The sequence below is a fragment of the Algoriella xinjiangensis genome, from assembly GCF_900115015.1.
Lineage (GTDB): Bacteria > Bacteroidota > Bacteroidia > Flavobacteriales > Weeksellaceae > Empedobacter > Empedobacter xinjiangensis.
The window spans coordinates 136,256-157,717 of record NZ_FOUZ01000009.1 but is presented as its reverse complement, the minus strand read 5'-3'; the positions used below and the strand labels follow the sequence as shown (position 1 = coordinate 157,717).

Below are 21,462 nucleotides of genomic sequence, written 5' to 3'. Positions count from 1 at the left end.
CTAAATTGATTTTATTCTTAGTTGTGTTATATTATTTACTATTTCTGTATTCTTCATTAATAATGACATTACATCATCAAATTTGTAATTAGGAAATTTAGATTTTATTAATCCTATAAACCCGCTAACAATTGGTGCAGACATACTTGTACCGTCTAAATATTCGTATTGATTATTTGGTTTAGCTCCATAAATTTCTTCACCTGGAGCATAAATCGTGTTATAATCTCCGAAATTACTAAAACTCGCAATAGTATTTTTACGGGAAACCGTACCAACCTTAATTGTTTGTTTGGAACGTTGAAAAGCATCAAGACCTGTCAATACACTACTATTCCCTGCAGCGATTACACAAATAGAATTTCTTTCGTTCGCATAAAGAAATAAATCATTCCAAAACTCTTGTAAATCACTTGCATCAGAATTAATTACTTCTTTTTGTTGTTGTAAAGAAAGATTCCCCAATTCTAATGGAATTTCAGATCCTAAAGATAAATTAATAACAGCTGCTTTATTCTTTACTGCATACAGAATAGCATCTATCACATAAGACATTGACATATTTCCGTTCTCGTCCTCAACTTTAATCGGCATATAGCTGCAATTTGGACATATACCTTGATAACTATTGCTGTTCCCTACCGCAATTGACGCAACGTGTGTACCATGATTTTGACTGGATGGATTAACCTGATTCGTTTTTGAGATTACATTATAAGACTTTATATCTTTTCCTCGCAAAGATTCATGTTGGGTATCAAAACCATTGTCAATAACCGCAATTATTGTTTTTTTTGTTCCTAAAGTTGTTCTCCAAGCATTCTGAATATCTATTTGATTCATAAATGGAGCTTCTTCATTATTTATAATGACATTGTTGTTCGTACTTTCAAATATCATCTCATCCCAAACAAGCAAACTGTCATTCTTCATATTTTTCTTAACTTCATTTTTAAAAATTTCTCGATCTAAATCGGGTAATTTTACTTGAAGTCGATTGATGACTGAGTCTAAATAGACAATTTGATAAGTAGAATCTTTGTAGACTTTTTTCAACTCATTTGCAAATTGATAAATGTCTTTTGACTTATTTTTAAGTGCAATATTAACAAGATTGGAAACGATTCGTCTGTTTGCAATAGAATCTATGATTAAATCATTTTGATTAATAGGTTGTAAAACATGCACAGATTTATCTTGTCTATAATCAATCTCTTGTTGTGAAAAATATCTTCCATTTGAAAAATTATTGAATACAATCCACCAAAAAAAAACACTTATAATCACAAAAAAAATGATTGCGAAATAATAATAAAAAGGATAATTAATTTTTACTTTCATTATTGTGGACAATTAACAACATATTCCCATATTGTACCATCTTCTGGTGCGGACATTTTTACTATACATGAATTTGGTTGACCTGGTAATGCTTGATAGTTGAAACTTAAATTTCCTTGACCTGAAACAAAATTTGTTGAAGTCGCTACAACTTCTCCATTGTATATTACTTCAATCTTATCTGGAACATCCATCATATCAAAATTTACAACTACTCTACCAGGTGAATTTCCTAAATTATGTGTTGTTTCTGTCATACCTTGTCCTCCAGACTCTACCTTAGCATTACATTGTACTGTATTTTGCTTTTCACGTAAGTTACACTGTGCTAATTGTTCTTCAAGATTTTTGATATAACGATCTTTTCCTTTCAAACTTTCGCGTGCATCAACTAATTCAGTATTTTTCTTATTAATTATATCTTGATAAGGTTTAAAATTAACTTTCCACAACAAAGAATATATCAATAAACCTAATAAAGAAAATAATAGGATGTAATATAACCACCAATATTTATAAAAAAACTTGCTCATAATTAAGAATATAAAAATGATTTGTAAACAAAAATTAAAACAATAAATACAAGTAAAATGATTAGAAACCACCAATAAGTTCCAGCAAACCATTTCAGAAACTCAAGAAAACCAGGTTTTCTTTCCAAAGACTCATCTTCTGGCAATTCTTCCTCCTCTTCTATTATTTCCTCTGGTAATACTTCTTCAACTTTTGGTTCATCGATTGGTAAATCTTCGATAATTTCTTCTTCAATAATTGGTTCTTTATCTTCTACAATTGGCTCTGTTATATTTTCTACTATTGACGTATTTTCTTCAATAATTTCTTCTTTTATCGGTGGATTGGCTAATTGTAATGCTGGTTTATAAATTTGGTTATTTTCAAATTTCCATCCCCAAACTATAGAAATATCTTTCCCATTAGTATATATGAAATTATCTTGCTCATTGAAAACCTTTTCTAAAATCTCTGCCCAATTAATTGCATCTTCATCACGCTGAGATCTAAAATTTTCAATACGTTGTTTTATAACATCTAAAAACTCATAATATTTACGATAAGCAAATTCTTCGTGCGCAGAACCTTGAGCATTTTCAAGATTAGGATAAATAGATAACCATTCTATATTATATCCACTTTTGATTGGTTTAGCTAATAAATTACGATATTGTTGATCGATATTAAACGTCAAGAAATTCGTAATTCTATCATAATGATTAAACAGATAATTATTATCGTGCGACAAAGGCAAATAATGATCTGTTGCTATTTCGTAAAATTTATTCATACTCTGACTGAGGATTAAAATTAGTAAGGTTTTGGATATACGATTTCAATTGAAGATTTGCTTGTTCATCGTAGTTTACAAAACCACAATTTACCAATAAAGAGATTCTCAAAAACTCAATCCATTTAGTATATTTTTCGAGCATAATTGCTTCCGAATTCAAAATTGCAGATTCCTCAAATAAGTTAGATAAATCATTATTTGGTTCTACATTAAATTTTTGATAATTAATAAATTGACGATAATTTGGCATTTTATTAATTTCTGAAATTTCATCTTTTGAAAAGAAATCTAAGTCAAAATTGATGGTAATATCATTGATTATAATGGAAAATGTTTCGGCTAAAAACTCTTCAATACCTCGATTACTTTCCGTTTCTGACACAATATCATTTAGAACTTTTATCAATTTGCTTTCAATATTTCTATTCTTAATAATTGAAAATAAATGATCCGCTAAAAAGACAATACTGCTTTGAGATAATCCATTATTTGTAAAATACTGATAATTAGAAAAATTCATAATCTTCGATTTCCAATTTTCAAAAATTAGTTCGGTATAAATTTCTGTTTTAGATTTTGAAACCTTCTGCTCAAACAACTTGGTCTTATCTATATTTTGGTTGTGTAAAAAATCTTCAACTTCTTCATTTGTACCTAACCAAAGACTAGATTTTAAGATTTCTAACGCTTCTTGATAAGATTTGGCATTTTTTAATTCTGGATACTGAAGTAATAAAATATTGCTTTGATCAAATGAATTATTGATTACTTGAGAAGAATCTACTACAATATTTTCGTTCAATAAATTGAAATTTTCTACTGAATCTGTTCCAATAATTTTAAGAAAAGAATTGAACGCATTTGTGTCTTTCGTCAAAATATTATTGAATGAAAACTGAAACGTATTGGTATCTTTCATTCGATTTGCTCTTATCACAGAGACATCATCTGAATGAACAAGTGATTCTAAAAACGATTTTATATCGGTAATTAATTCGTTCAATCTATTCAAATAATAATTCGTTTTCGTATGATTATTTGAAACAAGATTAAGATTATTGATGATACGTAAAGACCCGTCAGAATTGAGAGATGTAGAATCTTCCCAAACATCGGTTGGATTTTTAAAATGTTTATTTACAAATTCAAAATTCTCAAAAGATGTTTTTAAAGCATTTAAGTAATCAACTCTTTCAGATTTTAAATTGGTCTCTCTATCTTCAGTTTCAAAACCGTCAAATGTATCCACAGAATATTTATAATCGCGTAATAAGTAAAAGTTTTGGAAATGATGATTCATCAATGTCCATTCGGTGTCCCAATCTTTGGTTTGAGTGACAATCTCGTTTTTGAAAAAACGATTAAATCGAGTATCCCATTTGTAGTTTAAAGAATCTGAATCTTCTTTGTAATGTAAATCATTAGTAGTATCAAATTTTAATTGATTATTGAAAAACGTAAAAATTACAAATAATGGTGGTACTTCTGTATTTTGAAGCGCATTAGATCGTTCGATTTTATTTTCACCGATGTTATTTTTTATCCAATTAAAAAGTAATGCAGGTATCTCATTTACATCTAATTGTTTGTCATTTGTACAAAATAGTAAATTATTAATACTGTAATTATCTGAATATTTATTGAATAGATAAGAAACCTTACCTCTCAATAACATATCAGGAACTATTTGGCTGTCAATATCTTCTATCTCTATCGCCAAACGACTTCTTGCACCAGGAAAATCTAATAAATCTGATTGTTTCAAAAATGGTTTTTCATCCACCAATTCTTTTGGAACGGTAAAAATTAATTCTGACGTTAGAGCAGTAATCAACGATTGTAAAATCTGTACAACCTGTCCGTCTTCCGTTTTTACTTCTGTAATGATAGATGAGGTATAAATTTCTTTTAAACGCTGTACATCTAAAATTTCTCCTCCTCCACGTAAAACCTCATTAAATTTGATAAAAGCATTCTTAGAAAAATTAAATTTCACCAAAGAATCAATCAACAAACTATACAATTGATTAAGGTTATCATTCTTTAACCATAAAATACTAAAGATCAACAACCATTGATTTTGAGAATAGTTTTTGATAATTGTACCTACACGTTCAAAGAATTTGGATTCTCGTAAACTCTCAAATAATATGGTATGTTTTGATAAATGATTTTCGAAATACTCTTTAATTTCTAATACATCAAAATCTGTTAAATAATCTTGTTGATTATCAGAAATATTTTGTTCAAATTGCTCTATATGCTCATTCAAATCAGATAAAGTAACATATTTTTTTATTTTTTTGAGATCAAGAAAAAAGCTATCTAATACGATTATTAAAATGTCTTTTGCTGATAATAATTTGATCTGAATAGGAAAATCTGGAAACTTCAAGTTTTGATCAATTGTAAATCTTGTTACAACTCCCGTACTTTCTGCACCCACTCCAGGAGGATTAATATCTTTTAAGAAATCGTAATCAATTTCATTATTTTTTATAAGGAATGGTTGTCCTTCTGAGCTTAATAAATTTTTTATCAAATATGATTTTCCAACTTGACTTCCTCCAAAAACTGCCATAACAGGTTTAGATTCTATATTCTCGAAAATTCTGTGAAATACATTTTTAGAATTTTTTATTTTTAAAAGAAACTGATCTTTTTCCTCATAACGTAGGTTTTCATTTCCCCAATTAATCAGCTGATCTAAAATAGAAACATTATTTTCTATTCCAAGTTTTATTGTATTTATAAATTGATCTGAATAGTTTTTCATTTTAATTGCTTCTAATTCCTAATGTAAATTCACATGTATCTAACCAATATCCGTCTTCATTTCCTAACGTTTGAGGTGTTAATTTTAATAATTTTATTGGTAAATCATCTCCTTCATTGTTCTCTATACTTTCTAAAATTATGTTTTCTTTCGATTCGTCATAATCTCTGGAAATCGTAATTTTTAAAGGTAAATTTTCGAATATTTTGGCTTTTATGTTATTTATTTCTTCTTCTTTCCCTTCAGCTCTTTGATTTATGTAAGCCTCATTAATACTTATACTGTATAAGTTTGAGATTGGATAATTTTTACTTTCGTACTTAGAATAACCAAACTGAAAAGGTAAATTTTCTATCAAAATTGAATTTTCATTTTTCTTAGGAGTCAAAATAACATCTGTTGAATCGAAATCCTTTCTTAAAATATAATCAGCCGTAGAAATCACTTCTTTTCTTAAGGTTTCTATATTCAATTTCAAATCTTCTAAATTTTTCAATCGATTAGATGTTAAAGAAATCATTGCTCCAATAGTTACCATTGTTTTTGCATCTTCTACATAACCCTTATGATCAGAAAATGGAAACCATTTACCTATCCAGTAGGTATTAAGATTGATTAAATTATTAGGTGAAATTGATAAATATTTTAAGAATAAATTTTCTAAACTGTTTAATGAAGCGGGTTTTCCTGATAATACAATATAATCGCAATTATAATGGTTTAGCACTAATGCCAATTGTTTTACCATTCCATCAAAAACTGATGCAATTATTTGATCTAATTTTTTTGGTTGAATTGTAAATTTTATATCAAGAAAACTGAAGCCAAAATGCCTCTCGAAATAACTAATTAAATCTTTATTTATAAAAGGTTTTCCTATTATTTCTTCAAAAGTTTTTATTTCAACTTCATTCTTTTTAGAGTTATTCAAGTAATGCATCGCAATAGGAATTGCAACTTGATGAATAAATCCTTTTCTCATCATTTTACCTAAATACCCTACTTTGTTACTATCTACACCAAAAAAACCGTTTAGTTTATCCGATACATTATTAATGCCATTATTTATAGCGTAATTTTCTATAACTCCAGTACAACCTTCATCAATAGGATTGTTAATTTTTCCTTCTATAATTACTTGTTGAATAATTTCTTTTAATAAATCATCTCCAGCAATTTTGAAACTATCCCAATATTTTGGCTTCGGTTCTAATTCTATCGTTTTATTCTCTTGACTGATCGAATAATCTGCAATCATAATATCAGTTGTTCCTGCACCAATATCAATAGAACCAATCGTCAAATTAGGTTTATTTTTATAGATGAAATTAGAAATTACGTATTGATTGCTATTTATTTTTTTTGAAATAAAACTATATAGAAATACTAATTGACAACTGGTTGCTTCATCGTACATCCAATCTTTACGATCTTCTAATTCAGTATTTTTCTTTTTTATATCTTCTATTGATGGAATAATCTCTGGCATTTCAAACCAAAATTTATTTTCATCTGAATCGAAATAGAATTTCACATAATTATTCAATAATTTACAGGCATCAACTGCTGCTTGTCTCAAAGCAATTTGTTCATACTGTATCATTGCAGTTGGACAGGAAATAGTGATTCGTCGTAAAGTTCTTGGAATTGTTAAATTACCATGTTCTTGTCGAAAATGAAAAGAATTGATTTGAATATAAGCGTGTATTAACATTTCTAAGAACACGAACTTCATCAAACTATTTCTTGAAAAAAGAGATTTAGATCCAAAAATTTCGCCTTGTTTAGTTAATGATCCATCTGCATTTAGTTGCTCTGAAATTCCATTCAAGTAAACTTTTTTGATTCGATTTGTGTAATCAGGTGAAAATTCCCACTCTATATTTGATAGATTATTATCCCATAAATATCTTTTTGGACTAGAATTATATGTTTTTAATTCATATCCTAAATCTAAATTAATTCCTTTTTTGTTGATTAAATCATCCGCTTCAAAACCAATTCGAACAAAACTTGGTATAACAAATTTATTATTGTGGTATTTTTCTTTATTGATCTCTCCAAAATTAGATTCCTTGAAAATCAAATTCATCGGAAAAGGTTTATCATACTCAATGTGAGGTTGAGTATAATCTTGTATAATTAATTTTTTAACCTTATCAAACTGAATATTTTCATTATTATTATTCTCAAACAACAATGCACAAGTAGATGAATTTCCTACATCAATAACCAAGTCTACAGGTATTTTTTTTGTATCATCGGTAAAAAGCTGTATTTCTGGCAAATCCATTAATCTTGATAACCATTTCAGTAACAATAAATAATGAGAAATATATTGTTTAACAGGTTGTTCAAATCTTAAGTCTTCATTATTTCCGTAAAAAACATCTGCTATATACCCTTCTAACCATTTTGTTTGGCTATCATCATTATAAAGAAAATTACTAATCAAACTTTCTTCAAATTTTAATTTATATATATTTTCTTCTGGATTAAAACTTAGTTGCGGACTAGTTTTATCATACTCATTTTTTGCTAAACTTGTATCTATCGCAAGTACAAATTCTGCTTTCGAATAATCTTCATTGCATGTAATAAAAAGGCGAACCCAATCTGTCGGATAAGTTAAATCTTTGTTGATTGAATTATCTTTAAAAAATGGTAACGGAATCCATTTATTGTTAAAGTGTTTTAGAACTTTTTTTAGATTTGATAGTTCATAATATTCAGTAAAAGTTTTACAATCCTCTAAATTTGAATCACTTTTTAATTTATTATTGATAATATAATCCTTTTCAATTAGTTCGTTTTTACGATAAAACAAATCTTCATTATCTGTTTTAACTTTAAAAAGAGGATCATAGATAAAATCAAGTAAGTTATTGTCAAATGGTTGGTGAAAAAATAATTTATTATCTTTTCCAAAATCTAAATCAATATTTCCCGAAAATTTATGGTACTGTATACTCGAATTTGCTATTAAGGAAATTCTTAACATGTAAAAGTTGTTTTTATAATTTGGTTGTTTTAATTATTGTAAATATATAAAATGCATTTAAACAACTATATATTAATCATTACAATATTTAAAAATTATTGGAGATCAAAAAAACAAAATATTATTCAATATTAATTATGGTTTTCCGTAATTGTGGTAAAGTTTTTAGACAATTCTATTTTTTTTGATTAAGTTATAAATGATATTTTAAATTCTTGCACCTATTTATAATGTACATTTTATGAAAATAAACTAGCAAAATAGAGATTTAAGATTATTAACAAGCTCCGTAATAAATGTAAATGCACTAAAATTCCAATAAAAAAAATGCAACCAACTTGTTTCTGATTGATTATTCTTGTTTAATTATAAAATATAAAAAAATATAAAAATTTTTTGAAGCTACTTACTATATAGAAATTATGAATGGAAAGAGGGAGGAGATTTAAGAGGATACGGAGGAAGGGGGTGTATGAAATTAAATAAATATGGTTTATATTAGTAGGAGAATTTAAGTATTAGAGTAGAAATCGGACTAATGTCGGACTATTGAAAAACAAAAAAAGTTAACTATCTAAATACAAGACAATTAACTTTTTAATTGAGGTTCCTAGCGGATTCGAACCGCTGTGGACGGTTTTGCAGACCGCTACCTAACCGCTCGGTCAAGGAACCATTCCCGTTCTTTTGGACTGCAAATATATTAATTTTTTTACAAAAAAAAAGTTTAATATGATTTTTCTAAAATAATGCTCACTTTTTCTACATGCCCACCAATAGGCGGATTCAATTTAGATAATTTTACTTTTGCATATGTCACGTTTGTAAGTTCCTGACCTATACGATCTAATATTCTTTTACAAACATGTTCTAATAATTTTGAACGAATAGAAACTTCGTCTTTTACAATCGCATTTAAAGTGACATAATCCAATGCATCAACCAATTCGTCCGATTCGCAAGCACTTCTAAAATCTGCATGCGCTTCTAAATCTACCAAATAATCCGATCCAATACGAGCTTCTTCCTCTAAACAACCGTGATTAGAATATATTTTAATATTCTCTAAAATAATAATTCCCATGCCCCAAATATAAAAAAAGACTTGCGTATTTCTACACAAGTCTTTGTTATCGTTTAATTTTTTTAAACTAATTATTTTGCAGATGCAAATCTTTCTGCAACCTTATCCCAGTTAATTACACTGAAAAAAGCTTCAATATAATCAGGACGACGGTTTTGGTAATTTAAGTAATATGCATGTTCCCAAACATCTAATCCTAAAATAGGAAATCCTTGTACATCAGCAACTGGCATCAAAGTAGAATCTTGATTTGGAGTAGAAGTTACAACAACTTTTCCATCTTTTACGATTAACCAAGCCCATCCCGAACCAAAACGAGTTGCAGCAGCTTTAGAAAACTCATCTTTAAAAGCTTCAAAAGATCCATAAGCAGCATTGATTGCTTCTGCAACTTCTGCAGTTGGTGCATTGCTTCCTCCTGGAGTTAAAATTTCCCAGAATAAGTTATGATTGTAAAAACCACCACCATTGTTTCTTACAGCTGGTTTATCAGTACCTTTTGCTAAAATTTCTTCAATTGTAGCATTTGCTAAATCTGTACCTTCAATCGCTGCATTCAAATTATTTGTATACGCTGCATGATGTTTATCGTGGTGAATTTCCATCGTTTTTGCATCAATGTGTGGTTCTAAAGCATCAAATGCGTAAGGTAATTTTGCTAATTCAAAAGCCATAATATTTTATTTTTTAGATTTATTTCTTGTATAAAGATAATCAATAACTCAGCAATAATAATTCCGAAGTGATAGAATTTTAACATTATTTAATAGTAAAAGCTTATTTTAGTAAAAGAATAAAAATAAGAAGCATGAAAATAGTCTGGAAAATCATAAAATGGATTGTAATTATCATTTGTATACTCATTCTAATTCTTTATGCTACAGGAAATGACTACATTTTTCGAGGCGTAAAACTAACTTATCTCAAAGGTGAAAAAACTGCAAACATTGACGATTACAAAGATTTTGATAACAATGTAATTATGGCAGGTGCGCCGCGAGTTTGGCAGCAACACATCAATTATAATCAATTTCCCCTTTCGCAAAAATTCGAAAAAGAAATGAATGATTATGGCAGCGCAGCATTTATTGTCATTAAAGATAACCAATTATTAAGCGAATATTATTTTAATGGATATGCCCAAAATAGTTTAACCAACTCTTTTTCTATGGCAAAAACATTTACAACAATGATGTTAGGAAAAGCGATTGAACAAGGTTATATAAAAGGTTTAGATCAAAAAATTACCGATTTTTTACCCGAATTTAAAAATGATAAATTTGGAGCCGAATGTACTGTTGGCGATTTATCTGCAATGACATCTGGTTATGATTGGGACGAAGATTATTATTTTCCCCTAAACCCTACTGCAAAAGCATATTATGGCGACGATATTGTAAAACAAATGTTAGATAGAAAATTTGTAGCACAGCCTGGCGGACATTTTAAATATCAATCAAGCGATACGCAACTTTTGGGAATTGTAATTCAACGTGCGATTAATAATAAATCATTAGCGCAATATTTTCAGGAAGAATTTTGGCAACCAATGGGTATGGAATTAGATGCGCAATGGTCAAAAGATAATCCAAAAGGAATGGAAAAAACGTATTGTTGTTTTAATGCAGATGCGCGCGATTTTGCAAAACTTGGTCAATTATTATTGAATGATGGAAATTGGTACGGAAAACAAATTTTAGATTCCGCTTTTGTTAAAAAAATGGTTTTACCAAATACAAAAGCATTCAACCCAAATGAGCCAAAAATATATGGTTATTCGGTTTGGATGGATTATGATTATAAAACACCTTTTTATACGATGTTAGGTCATCTTGGACAGCGTGTAATTGTAATTCCGTCGGAAAAACTGGTTGTTGTTCGTACAGGAAAAACACATAATGATCAACCAAATAATCGTCCAATCGCAGATGGAGATGTGTATAGATTAGTAGATGAAGCGATGCGTATAAACGAAAATGTAAAGAAAAATGATTCAACGAATTCCTTATAGTAAAATCTTATTTTTAGATATAGAAACTGTTCCACAAACCGATGATTGGTCGTTATTATCGGACCGAACAAAAGCTTTGTGGGAAAAGAAAACAGCTTTTCAACGAAATAATAACGAAATTTCTCCAGAAAACTTTTACCACGAACGCGCGGGAATTATGGCCGAATTTGGAAAAATTATCTGTATTTCGGTTGGTATTGTGGTAAAAGAAACATTTATCCATATTAAAAGTTTTTATGGACACGACGAAACAAAAATATTAGAAGATTTTAATAAAATGTTGGTCGAAAATTTCTTTAAACCCGATCATATCTTGTGTGCGCACAATGGAAAAGAATTTGATTTTCCGTATATCGCACGTCGAATGTTAATTAATCAAATTGAAATTCCAGCAATTTTACAGCTGTTTGGTAAAAAACCTTGGGAAATTCAGCATTTAGATACAATGGAATTATGGAAATTTGGCGATTATAAAAATTATACATCGTTGGATTTATTAGCCAATATTTTTGATATTCCTACTCCAAAAGATGATATTGATGGTTCGCAAGTTGCTAAAGTTTATTATGATGGAAATAATATTGAACGCATAAAAGAATATTGTGAAAAAGATGTTTTAACCTTGATTAATGTTTTTCGAAAAATGCGCTACGAAGCTCCTTTATTACAAAAAGAAGATTTATAAAACAAAAAAAGCTCCGAGAAATCTCGGAGCTTTTTTATTTTATAGTGTGAAATTAATTTTCATCATCGATTGCCGAATCTGGCTCATCTTTATAATTATCAATCAATTCTTCTTTTACTTTTAACTGTACTTGTTCTACAGAATTTCGGTACATTTTTATAATTGTTCCCGTGTATTCTCCTAATTCTACCAAATCGCCTTCTACAAGTTCACGATCAGGATAAGATTCAGAAATTAAACCAGCAAGTGTATCGTAATGTTCGCTTTCATCAAATCTAAACGGTACTAAACGATTAATATCACTAATCGCATTGTGTGCGTTTACATTATAAACACCTTCGGAAACACGAGAAACAATAGGATCTTCGTTGTCATATTCATCTTGAATTTCTCCAACTAATTCCTCCAAAATATCTTCCATCGATACAATACCTGCAACTTCCCCAACTTCATTGGTTACAATTGCGATTTGCATGTGTCTTTTCTGAAATTGTTTCATTACATTTTTAATCAACGCATTTTCCGAAATAAAAATCGGTTCGCGCAATAATCCAGAAATATCCGTTTCGTTTGGATTTCCTAATAATTGTTTGATTAAATCTTTGGCATAAATTACACCTTTTATATTATCAAACTCCTCTTCGTAAACAGGATAACGCGAATAACCTTCGTTTATCGCAAAATCCAAAGCTTCTTTTACAGGCGTTTTGATGTTAATTGCCGAAACATTTTTACGTAATGTTTGAATATTCATTACACGACGATCATCAAATTCAAATACATTTTGAATCAAATTACGTTCAGATTCTTCAATTGCACCACCTTCAGAACTTTCTGTAATAATCATTTTCAATTCTTCTTCAGAGTGAATTTCTCCTCCATGAATTGGATGAATACCAAAAGCACGTAAAATAACATTTGCCAAACCATTCATCATCATAATCAACGGTTTAAACACAAAATAAAATGCACGAAGTGGCCAAGCTACTGTAAATGTAGTTTTTGTAGGATACTGAATTGCAATAGATTTTGGTGCTAATTCTCCAAATACAATGTGTAAAATGGTAATAATAACGAAAGCAATTGGAAACGCTGCATTTTGTGCAATCAATGTCCAAGATGGCGATGTTAAACCAAGAACTTCAAATATTTTTATAATAACTGGCGAAAGAGAACTTTCTCCAACCCACCCCAATCCTAAAGAGGCAAGCGTAATTCCTAACTGCGTTGCCGCAAGATAAGAGTCTAAATGACTAATGATAAGTTTCGCAACGTTAGATGTTCTTTCATTGATGTCTTGATTAACTTCAATTTGTGACGAACGTACTTTTACGATAGCAAACTCTGCCGCAACGAAAAAACCATTTAATAAAACAAGAAAAATTGTTAGCAAAAGTTTTGCTATAGAAATTTCATCGGTGACATTGTGATTAGCAACTAAAAACAATGTCGAAATCTGGGAGTATGTATCCATTCTTCGAATTTAATAACTGGCTTTGTTTAAGTTTTTAATAGCCAGCAAATCATTACATCTAAATTAATAAATATTTTTAAAAATTACAACGTTTTGATTCGTAGCAAATTTAATTAAAATCTAAATACAAAAATGATGAATTTTCATATTCTATTATTTGTTTAAAAAATCACTAAATTTCCACATCATTACAAAGCTTTTGATTACATGCAAAATCAAGATTTAGATTATATTATCGAAGTTAAAAACCTTTCGATTTCTTTTGGCGAAAAACAAGTTCTAAACAACATCAATTTCAAGGTACATCAAGGTGATACATTGGGTATTGTTGGCGAATCGGGTTCGGGAAAATCGTTAACTTCTTTGGCTATTATGGGTTTATTGTCGCCAATGGCTAAAATTAGTCCAGAAAGTCAAATTCTTTTTCGTCATCACGATAAAATGGTTGACTTGTTACAATTATCACAACAAGAATTGCAGCAAATACGCGGAAATGAAATTGGAATGATTTTTCAGGAGCCAATGACTTCGCTAAATCCAAGTTTACGATGTGGCGAACAAGTAGAAGAAGCCATTCGTTTGCATCAAAATTTGGGAAGAAAAGAAGCAAAAGAAAAAGTTATTTCACTTTTTGAGCAAGTAAAACTTCCTAATCCAGACCGTATTTATAAAGCTTATCCGCATGAATTATCTGGTGGACAAAAACAGCGCGTAATGATTGCTATGGCAATTTCGTGCGAGCCAAAACTATTAATTGCCGATGAACCAACAACTGCTTTGGATGTTACGGTGCAAAAAGCAACGTTAGATTTATTGAAAGAATTGCAAACTGAACACAACATGAGTATGCTATTTATTTCGCATGATTTGGGCGTAATTGCAAATGTTTGCGAAGAAGTTTTGGTAATGTACCGCGGCGATGTTGTGGAACAAGGAAATGTAGAAACAATTTTTAATCATCCAAAAGAAAATTATACAAAAGGATTAATCGCGTGTCGTCCTCGTTTAGAAGAACGCGCAAAACGATTACCAACAGTAAAAGATTTTTTAGAAAACCCTGCTTTCAAAACTGAAGTTTATACAGAAGAGGAACGCGAAGCATTTCATCAAAAAATATATGCGAAACCGCCGATTTTAGAAGTTAAGAATCTTAAAAAGTATTTTTATCCGTCGTCATTATTCGGAAATGCAACTACACCAAGCGTAAAAGCGGTAGATGATATTTCGTTTAAAGTATATCCTGGAGAAACAATGGGATTGGTTGGCGAATCGGGTTCGGGAAAAACAACATTAAGTAGAACCGTTTTATTATTAGAAAAACCGACCGAAGGTGAAATATATTTTAATGGAATTGATATTACAAAACTTAAAAAAGAAGAAATCAGAAAATTAAGACGCGAAATTCAGATTATTTTTCAAGATCCTTATTCAAGTTTAAATCCGCGTCAAACCATTTTACAAATTATTACAGAACCTATGCAAGTGCATAAAATTGGTTCTTCTAAAGCAGCGCGTTTAGAAACGGCTACAACTTTATTAGAAAAAGTAGGTTTAACAAAACAAGATTTAGATAAATATCCGCACGAATTTTCTGGTGGTCAACGTCAGCGTATCGGGATTGCTCGTGCTTTGGCTCTAAATCCTAAATTTATCATCTGTGACGAATCCGTTTCTGCATTGGATGTTTCGGTACAGGCACAAGTTTTAAACTTGTTAAATGATTTGAAATCCGAGTTTGGGTTTACCTATATTTTTATCTCGCATGATTTGGCTGTCGTAAAATATATGAGTGATCAATTATTGGTGATGCAGCATGGCGAAATGAAAGAATTGGATGATGCGGACAAAGTTTACGCGCATCCTACAACTGCTTATACAAAAGAATTAATAGAAGCAATTCCTAAGTTATAGAAAAAACAAAAGGGTATGAAATAAATTTCATACCCTTTCTAATACCCAATAATTGGAAGCTATTGAATATATATTAAAAAAGCATTCAAAAACTGAATGCCTTTTGTAGTCCCTAGGGGAATCGAACCCCTCTTTCTAGGATGAAAACCTAGTGTCCTAACCGATAGACGAAGGGACCTCCTTTTTCGTATTATTGTGGTGCAAAAATAAACGTTTATTTTTAAACTCCAAACAATTTTGAAAAATTTTTATATATTTTTTTTATTAAGCCAAATTTGTAGTCCCTAGGGGAATCGAACCCCTCTTTCTAGGATGAAAACCTAGTGTCCTAACCGATAGACGAAGGGACCACTTATATGAATTAATAATTCGTATATTCTATTTTTTAAAGAACGTCTGTACTTTACTGGGGATTTTCAGAAAAGTCGTTGTATAATTCTAATTTATTGAACCAAGTTGAATTATACAGCGACATTTTCATTCCCGATTAATCATCAAAACAAATATGATTAACCTTTACAAACAAAACACAAAAAACAATTTCCTTTACACAGTATTCTACTGGTTGTTTAATTAAAATCAACAACTATGAACAAGGAAAAAAAAGATTGCAATAAATGCAATCTATCTATTAATTTGTAGTCCCTAGGGGAATCGAACCCCTCTTTCTAGGATGAAAACCTAGTGTCCTAACCGATAGACGAAGGGACCACTTATATCTTAAATTAAGCTAATCCCGCAATGTGCTTAGCTAACTTAGATTTTAAGTTTGAAGCTTTATTCTTGTGAATAATGTTTCTTTTCGCTAATTTATCAATGATTGAAGAAACTTTTGGAAAAACCGTTTCTGCTTCATTTTTATCAGTTTCAGTTCTTAAAGCTTTGATAGCTGTACGAGCTGACTTGTGATAATATTTATTACGATCGCGTCTTACTGCCGCTTGTCTAATTCTTTTTAATGCTGACTTATGATTTGCCATAACTTTAAATCTCTTTCTATTTTAGTTCGGCAAAGATAAAAACAAAATTTCTATCTAACCAAATTAATTTTATTAAATTCTAAAACACTTTTATGTAGCCCATAGGAGAATCGAACTCCTGTTTCCAGGATGAAAACCTGATGTCCTAACCACTAGACGAATGGGCCGCATGACGACTTACATTTCTTGTGAAAAGCGAGTGCAAATTTAGTGGTATTTTTTGATTATGCAAATTTAATCGAATAATTTTTTAAACAATTTTATGTTAAAAAATGTTAAGGAAGTTAATATTATGTCAAAATACGTCTTACATATAATGACTTAAGATTTAAATGCTACTTTTGGGCTACTATTAAAATTTTACAAACGAAAACTAATAATATATGAAAACATCGCTATTAGGTGTGGCTGCAATAATTTGTACGATGTTCATCACTTCATGTTCATCTTTGACCCCGGTTAATGATGCAACTGAATATTCTTCAAGAAGTTTCATCCCGAAACCAAGAGCGATTGAAGCTCAAGCTAAAATAATCAATAAACATGCCAATCTAGATGTAATGCCTATCGAAATTAACGATGAAGCAAAATCTATGGTTGTGTTAAACAGTGTTTTAGAAGAGACAAATGATTTATTCGCAGGATTTTTATTAAAAGAAGCAGAAACGTATATTGGTACTCCATACCGATACGGAGGCACAACAAGAAGTGGTATTGATTGTTCTGCCTTTGTTAGAAATGTTTTTGAAAGTTTCAATAAAAACTTACCTCGTGTTTCTGCAGAACAAGCCAGAGAAGGTGTTGCTGTTTCTACAGATGATGCAAAAGAAGGCGATTTAGTGTTTTTTGCAACAAGAGGAAGAGGAAGAGTTTCGCATGTAGGAATTGTACATGGAAGAAATAAAGATGGCGTGTTAGAATTTATTCATTCATCTACATCACAAGGCGTTATGGTTTCTTCTTTAAATGATAAATACTGGGGACCAAAATTCTTATACGTTAAGAGAGTTTTATAATTCAATATAAATTTATTTCATTATCATAAAAAAAGCTTGAAGAAAAATCTTCAAGCTTTTTTGTTTTTTTATATCGTTTGATATTTATTTTCTGTTTTCCTTCAAAATCATAATTAACATAATAATCAAAGGAATCATCATTCCTAAAATATAAACCATATTGATTTGGAAGATTGGTGGATAATACAACACCGTAGCCAAAATACCGACGATTGCGCCACCTAAATGGGCTGAATGACCTATGTTACCCAAACCTTTCTTCATCCCGTAAACCGAGTAGCCTAAATACAAAATTGCAAATACCCATGCTCGCATCGGAATTACAAATAAAAATCCTAATTTCATCGTAGGAAAGGCTGTAATAGCTGCAAATAAAATTCCTGTAACACCACCAGATGCACCAACGGCAGAATATCCAAACTCTTTTTTATGAATTAATAAAGAGAAAATATTTCCTCCAACAATTGCTGCTAAAAATATTAAAAGGAACATTCCGTAGCCTAAATTCAATTTTCCATTTGAAAAATCGCCAAATAAAAATCCTTCTGGACTTGCAAAAAAAGCAATTACCGAATTGGCAAATAAAAATAAAGAGAACATATTGAAAAACAAATGTGTAAAATCAACATGTAAAAAACCAGAACTTAAAATTCTGTAATATTCTTTTCCTTGAAGAATTGAACCAACTCTAAATTTATATTTATCAAAAAAATTATAATCATTAAAACCTTTCCAACTTACCAAAACATTCAAGGCAATTACGCCTAATGTTACAATTGAAATATCACCCATTACTCACTATCACTATTTTCATCATTACTATCTTCTTCTATTCGATCAAATAAAGTAGGTTGTTGATCGTCTTCAATTTCTTCTTCTATCTCTTCAATTTCCTCAAATGGTAAAGGTTCTAAAACATTAATATGTTTTACTTTATACGTTGTTAATTGATTACCTTGCGCTTTTATTCCTTTTATAGTGATAAACTCTTCAAGATTAATTACTTCTGGTTCTTTATCTATTCCTTTTATTTTCGGAAAAATAAGTTCAATAACTGGAAGATAATCTGTCGAAATAACTTTAACCGAAGATTTATCATCTTCTAAACCAAAAAATGTTTGCGGAGATAAAGTATCCTCTAAAACAAAACGTTTCACAAAATATTTGTCTTTATCAGCATCATAATAAACACATGAAATTGGTTTATTTGGCTTCCATTTTTCGATAATTTCTAATTCTTCATCAAAACGATTACTCAATTCGAACGAAACTAATTTAGCTTCACCTTTTTTATTAATCGTTAAAATTTTATCATCTCCTTTAAAAGAGCCCAATAAAATTCCCAAACCATCAGCATTTAAACGCTTAACTTCTGGATCGAACCAAATTTGACGCGGCGCTAAAGTTGAAACACCTTCTTCTTTTAATTCTACTTTTTTAACTGGATATTTTGTAACTAAATTACCTTTAGATGCTCTTCCTTTAATGGTTAAATCTGCAAAATCTAAATCAAATTTTAATTTTTTAATACGTTGATGGGTCTTCAAAATAACCGAAACAACTTGCGCTTCACCATTCGGATTTGCTGTAAAATACAAGACTTCCGAGCCTTTATTACCAGCTGTTAAATCGTATTCTTTGTCTCGTGTAATTCCCGTAACGGCAAATCGTTTTTGATAAGCCGGACCATTTTTACCATCACGATAAATCATATTATAAATGGTACGCTTGTCATTTTTATGCCAAATACCGATATGAATAATTCCTTTTCCGACAAATGTTTTTGTCTCAACTTTCGAGACAATCATAGAGCCATCAGCTCTAAAAACAATAATATCGTCGATATCAGAACATTCAAAAAGAAACTCGTCTTTTTTAAGCGAAGTTCCGATAAAACCTTCTTCACGATCAACGTAAAAACGTGTATTTGCAACGGCAACTTTACTCGCATCTATCGTATCAAACGTTCTGATTTCTGTTTTACGCTCCTTCCCTTTTCCGTATTTTACTTTTAATGATTTAAAATATTCAACCGCATAATCAATCAAATTCGCTAAATGATGTCTTACATTTTCGATTTTTTCTTCTAACGATTCAATAAATTGCTGTGCTTTATCTAAATCAAATTTAGAAATACGTTTGATTCGGATTTCTGTTAAACGTGTAATATCTTCTTCGGTAACTGGACGAATTAAATGCGCGATATAAGGCTTCAATCCTTTATCAATAGCAGAAATTACACCTTCCCAAGTTTCCTCTTCTTCAATATCATGGTAAATTCTATTCTCTATAAAAATTCTTTCTAAAGAAGAAAAATGCCATTGTTCTTGTAATTCATTCAGTTCAATTTCTAACTCACTTTTTAACAATTTAACCGTATTGTTCGTATTATGCGTTAAGATTTCTGTAACTGTTAAAAATTCGGGAGTTTGATCGGTAATAACACAGGCATTTGGCGAAACAGAAATTTCGCAATCTGTAAATGCATACAGTGCGTCAATCGTTTTATCGGTGCTACTTCCAGGAACAAGATGAATTAAAATCTCGACCTCAGCAGCCGTATTATCTTCAATCTTTTTAATTTTAATTTTACCTTTATCATTGGCTTTCAAAACCGAATCAATTAAAGATCCTGTTGTTGTTCCGAATGGAATTTCAGTAATTTTTAAAATCGTTTTATCTTCTTGCGAAATTTTTGCTCTAATACGAACTTTTCCGCCACGAAGACCATCATTATAATCAGAAACATCAATAGAACCAGCAGTTAAAAAATCTGGAAAAACCTGAAATTTTTTCCCTCTTAAATGCGCAATCGATGCATCAATTAATTCAATAAAATTGTGTGGCAAAATTTTCGTCGACAAACCAACCGCAATACCTTCTACTCCTTGTGCTAAAAGCAAAGGAAATTTTATAGGCAAATCGACAGGTTCTTTATTACGACCATCATAAGACGGTTGCCATTTTGTAGTTTTAGGATTATAGACAACTTCTAATGCAAATTTAGTTAAACGCGCTTCGATGTAACGAGAAGCCGCAGCACGGTCGCCAGTGTAGGTGTTTCCCCAGTTTCCTTGCATATCGATCAATAATTCTTTTTGACCAATTTGCACCATTGCATCCGAAATCGCCATATCTCCGTGTGGATGATATTTCATCGTATTTCCTACAATATTTGCTACTTTATTATATCGTCCGTCTTCTAACTCTCGCATCGAATGTAAAATTCGACGTTGAACTGGCTTCAAACCATCATAAATAGACGGAATTGCTCGTTCTAAAATTACATAAGAGGCATAATCAAGAAACCATTCTTGGTACATACCAGAAACTTTCTTGATGCTCTCTTGATTGTCTTGCATCATGTTAAATTGCTACTTCTACTTTGTCTTTGACATGATAATTAGATTGTACTATTTTATCTAACTCACTCAAAATATTATTAATATTTCGGTTAGAGATATACGCTAAACGAAATTTTACTTTTGTTAAATTACTTGGATTCTTTTTACTGTTAATGTAAAAAATCAAGTCTTTTGAAATTACGCCATTGTTATATTCGTATCTAATTAATTTGTATTTCGGCAAATCAATTTTGTTTGGTTTTGGATCTAAAAAAGCAAGAAAGCCAACATTTTTGGTTTCGAAAGTAATTGTTTCTCCTTTCGTATCCATTGCAAAAAATTGGTTTCCCATTCTCGAGTTCACAAAAATCAATAACACAATAAAAAGTGTTACGATATAAGGCGGAATAATGTGGTATTTGTATGGTAAAACACCAAAATACATGATAAGGTTTAGAATGATTAAAATAACGATCGTGATATTCAGTAGCCTAAACAGCTGAATAACTTTTTTATTATTCTTTTTCATAATT

The 21,462-nt window shown here is 30.2% G+C and carries 16 protein-coding genes and 5 tRNA genes; 4 read left to right on the top strand and 17 right to left on the bottom strand.

The window, feature by feature from the left end; all coding sequences use genetic code 11:
- The 8 genes from BM072_RS10165 to BM072_RS10130 all read right to left on the bottom strand — a co-directional run bounded on the left by BM072_RS10165 (window position 1) and on the right by BM072_RS10130 (window position 10,182).
- Complete coding sequence (locus BM072_RS10165) at window positions 1-1,341, bottom strand: S8 family peptidase (RefSeq protein WP_092908555.1); 1,341 nt, start codon at window positions 1,339-1,341, stop codon at window positions 1-3.
- A complete protein-coding gene (locus BM072_RS10160; protein WP_245752124.1) occupies window positions 1,341-1,874 on the bottom strand; it encodes a hypothetical protein in 534 nt (177 codons plus the stop codon). The genes BM072_RS10165 and BM072_RS10160 overlap by 1 nt, the downstream gene beginning before the upstream one ends.
- Before the next feature lie 2 nt (window positions 1,875-1,876).
- Entirely contained in the window at window positions 1,877-2,644 is a 768-nt protein-coding gene (locus tag BM072_RS10155; RefSeq protein ID WP_092908554.1) for a hypothetical protein, read from the bottom strand.
- Window positions 2,637-5,423 carry a virulence factor SrfC family protein gene (locus BM072_RS10150; RefSeq protein WP_092908553.1) on the bottom strand — a complete coding sequence of 929 codons (2,787 nt, stop codon included), beginning with the start codon at window positions 5,421-5,423 and terminating at the stop codon, window positions 2,637-2,639. Before BM072_RS10150 ends, BM072_RS10155 begins: the two co-directional genes overlap by 8 nt.
- A gap of 1 nt (window position 5,424) precedes the next feature.
- A complete protein-coding gene (locus tag BM072_RS10145) occupies window positions 5,425-8,424 on the bottom strand; it encodes a virulence factor SrfB (RefSeq protein ID WP_092908552.1) in 3,000 nt (999 codons plus the stop codon).
- A 604-nt stretch (window positions 8,425-9,028) separates the two neighbouring features.
- A tRNA-Cys gene (locus BM072_RS10140) sits at window positions 9,029-9,099 on the bottom strand.
- 52 nt (window positions 9,100-9,151) lie between these two features.
- On the bottom strand, window positions 9,152-9,508 hold the full coding sequence (gene folB, locus BM072_RS10135) for a dihydroneopterin aldolase (RefSeq protein ID WP_092908551.1): 357 nt from the start codon (window positions 9,506-9,508) through the stop codon (window positions 9,152-9,154).
- A gap of 71 nt (window positions 9,509-9,579) precedes the next feature.
- Window positions 9,580-10,182: a superoxide dismutase gene (locus tag BM072_RS10130; RefSeq protein ID WP_092908550.1), complete on the bottom strand. Its 603-nt coding sequence runs from the start codon at window positions 10,180-10,182 to the stop codon at window positions 9,580-9,582.
- Between the two features lie 134 nt (window positions 10,183-10,316).
- On the opposite strand from BM072_RS10130, the gene BM072_RS10125 reads away from it, so the two are divergent.
- Window positions 10,317-11,519, top strand: a complete 1,203-nt coding sequence (locus BM072_RS10125) for a serine hydrolase domain-containing protein (RefSeq protein ID WP_092908549.1) — start codon at window positions 10,317-10,319, stop codon at window positions 11,517-11,519.
- On the top strand, window positions 11,497-12,204 hold the full coding sequence (locus BM072_RS10120) for a 3'-5' exonuclease (protein ID WP_092908548.1): 708 nt from the start codon (window positions 11,497-11,499) through the stop codon (window positions 12,202-12,204). Before BM072_RS10125 ends, BM072_RS10120 begins: the two co-directional genes overlap by 23 nt.
- A 52-nt stretch (window positions 12,205-12,256) precedes the next feature.
- Here the strand turns inward: BM072_RS10120 and BM072_RS10115 are convergent, their stop codons facing one another.
- Complete coding sequence (locus tag BM072_RS10115; RefSeq protein WP_092908547.1) at window positions 12,257-13,678, bottom strand: hemolysin family protein; 1,422 nt, start codon at window positions 13,676-13,678, stop codon at window positions 12,257-12,259.
- 207 nt (window positions 13,679-13,885) lie between these two features.
- Between BM072_RS10115 and BM072_RS10110 the strand changes: the two genes are divergently transcribed.
- Window positions 13,886-15,589 carry an ABC transporter ATP-binding protein gene (locus BM072_RS10110; RefSeq protein ID WP_092908546.1) on the top strand — a complete coding sequence of 568 codons (1,704 nt, stop codon included), beginning with the start codon at window positions 13,886-13,888 and terminating at the stop codon, window positions 15,587-15,589.
- A 106-nt stretch (window positions 15,590-15,695) separates the two neighbouring features.
- Here the strand turns inward: BM072_RS10110 and BM072_RS10105 are convergent.
- The 5 genes from BM072_RS10105 to BM072_RS10085 form a co-directional block, all read right to left on the bottom strand.
- Window positions 15,696-15,767, bottom strand: a tRNA-Glu gene (locus tag BM072_RS10105).
- A 100-nt stretch (window positions 15,768-15,867) separates the two neighbouring features.
- Window positions 15,868-15,939, bottom strand: a tRNA-Glu gene (locus BM072_RS10100).
- A 289-nt stretch (window positions 15,940-16,228) separates the two neighbouring features.
- Window positions 16,229-16,300 (bottom strand) — tRNA-Glu (locus BM072_RS10095).
- A gap of 14 nt (window positions 16,301-16,314) precedes the next feature.
- On the bottom strand, window positions 16,315-16,569 hold the full coding sequence (rpsT, locus tag BM072_RS10090) for a 30S ribosomal protein S20 (protein ID WP_092908545.1): 255 nt from the start codon (window positions 16,567-16,569) through the stop codon (window positions 16,315-16,317).
- Between the two features lie 95 nt (window positions 16,570-16,664).
- Window positions 16,665-16,736: transfer RNA gene (locus BM072_RS10085), tRNA-Glu, on the bottom strand.
- Between the two features lie 216 nt (window positions 16,737-16,952).
- On the opposite strand from BM072_RS10085, the gene BM072_RS10080 reads away from it, so the two are divergent.
- Window positions 16,953-17,585, top strand: a complete 633-nt coding sequence (locus tag BM072_RS10080) for a C40 family peptidase (RefSeq protein ID WP_092908544.1) — start codon at window positions 16,953-16,955, stop codon at window positions 17,583-17,585.
- An 84-nt stretch (window positions 17,586-17,669) separates the two neighbouring features.
- On the opposite strand, the gene BM072_RS10075 is transcribed toward BM072_RS10080, so the two are convergent.
- Genes BM072_RS10075 through BM072_RS10065 form a run of 3 tightly spaced genes read right to left on the bottom strand, consistent with a single transcriptional unit; the run spans window position 17,670 to window position 21,458 of the window.
- On the bottom strand, window positions 17,670-18,377 hold the full coding sequence (locus tag BM072_RS10075; protein WP_092908543.1) for a rhomboid family intramembrane serine protease: 708 nt from the start codon (window positions 18,375-18,377) through the stop codon (window positions 17,670-17,672).
- Window positions 18,377-20,947: a DNA gyrase/topoisomerase IV subunit A gene (locus tag BM072_RS10070; protein ID WP_092908575.1), complete on the bottom strand. Its 2,571-nt coding sequence runs from the start codon at window positions 20,945-20,947 to the stop codon at window positions 18,377-18,379. The genes BM072_RS10075 and BM072_RS10070 overlap by 1 nt, the downstream gene beginning before the upstream one ends.
- 4 nt (window positions 20,948-20,951) lie before the next feature.
- Window positions 20,952-21,458: a hypothetical protein gene (locus tag BM072_RS10065; RefSeq protein WP_125113481.1), complete on the bottom strand. Its 507-nt coding sequence runs from the start codon at window positions 21,456-21,458 to the stop codon at window positions 20,952-20,954.
- Between the last annotated feature and the right edge of the window lie 4 nt (window positions 21,459-21,462).

Excerpts from the sequence above, each read along its gene's own strand:
- BM072_RS10130 (WP_092908550.1), bottom strand. The coding sequence starts at position 10,182 with ATGGCTTTTGAATTAGCAAAATTACCTTACGCATTTGATGCTTTAGAA.
- BM072_RS10155 (WP_092908554.1), bottom strand. The coding sequence starts at position 2,644 with ATGAATAAATTTTACGAAATAGCAACAGATCATTATTTGCCTTTGTCG.
- BM072_RS10165 (WP_092908555.1), bottom strand. The coding sequence starts at position 1,341 with ATGAAAGTAAAAATTAATTATCCTTTTTATTATTATTTCGCAATCATT.
- BM072_RS10070 (WP_092908575.1), bottom strand. The coding sequence starts at position 20,947 with ATGCAAGACAATCAAGAGAGCATCAAGAAAGTTTCTGGTATGTACCAA.
- BM072_RS10150 (WP_092908553.1), bottom strand. The coding sequence starts at position 5,423 with ATGAAAAACTATTCAGATCAATTTATAAATACAATAAAACTTGGAATA.
- rpsT (WP_092908545.1), bottom strand. The coding sequence starts at position 16,569 with ATGGCAAATCATAAGTCAGCATTAAAAAGAATTAGACAAGCGGCAGTA.
- BM072_RS10065 (WP_125113481.1), bottom strand. The coding sequence starts at position 21,458 with ATGAAAAAGAATAATAAAAAAGTTATTCAGCTGTTTAGGCTACTGAAT.
- folB (WP_092908551.1), bottom strand. The coding sequence starts at position 9,508 with ATGGGAATTATTATTTTAGAGAATATTAAAATATATTCTAATCACGGT.
- BM072_RS10125 (WP_092908549.1), top strand. The coding sequence starts at position 10,317 with ATGAAAATAGTCTGGAAAATCATAAAATGGATTGTAATTATCATTTGT.
- BM072_RS10160 (WP_245752124.1), bottom strand. The coding sequence starts at position 1,874 with ATGAGCAAGTTTTTTTATAAATATTGGTGGTTATATTACATCCTATTA.
- BM072_RS10115 (WP_092908547.1), bottom strand. The coding sequence starts at position 13,678 with ATGGATACATACTCCCAGATTTCGACATTGTTTTTAGTTGCTAATCAC.
- BM072_RS10080 (WP_092908544.1), top strand. The coding sequence starts at position 16,953 with ATGAAAACATCGCTATTAGGTGTGGCTGCAATAATTTGTACGATGTTC.
- BM072_RS10075 (WP_092908543.1), bottom strand. The coding sequence starts at position 18,377 with ATGGGTGATATTTCAATTGTAACATTAGGCGTAATTGCCTTGAATGTT.
- BM072_RS10120 (WP_092908548.1), top strand. The coding sequence starts at position 11,497 with ATGATTCAACGAATTCCTTATAGTAAAATCTTATTTTTAGATATAGAA.
- BM072_RS10145 (WP_092908552.1), bottom strand. The coding sequence starts at position 8,424 with ATGTTAAGAATTTCCTTAATAGCAAATTCGAGTATACAGTACCATAAA.
- BM072_RS10110 (WP_092908546.1), top strand. The coding sequence starts at position 13,886 with ATGCAAAATCAAGATTTAGATTATATTATCGAAGTTAAAAACCTTTCG.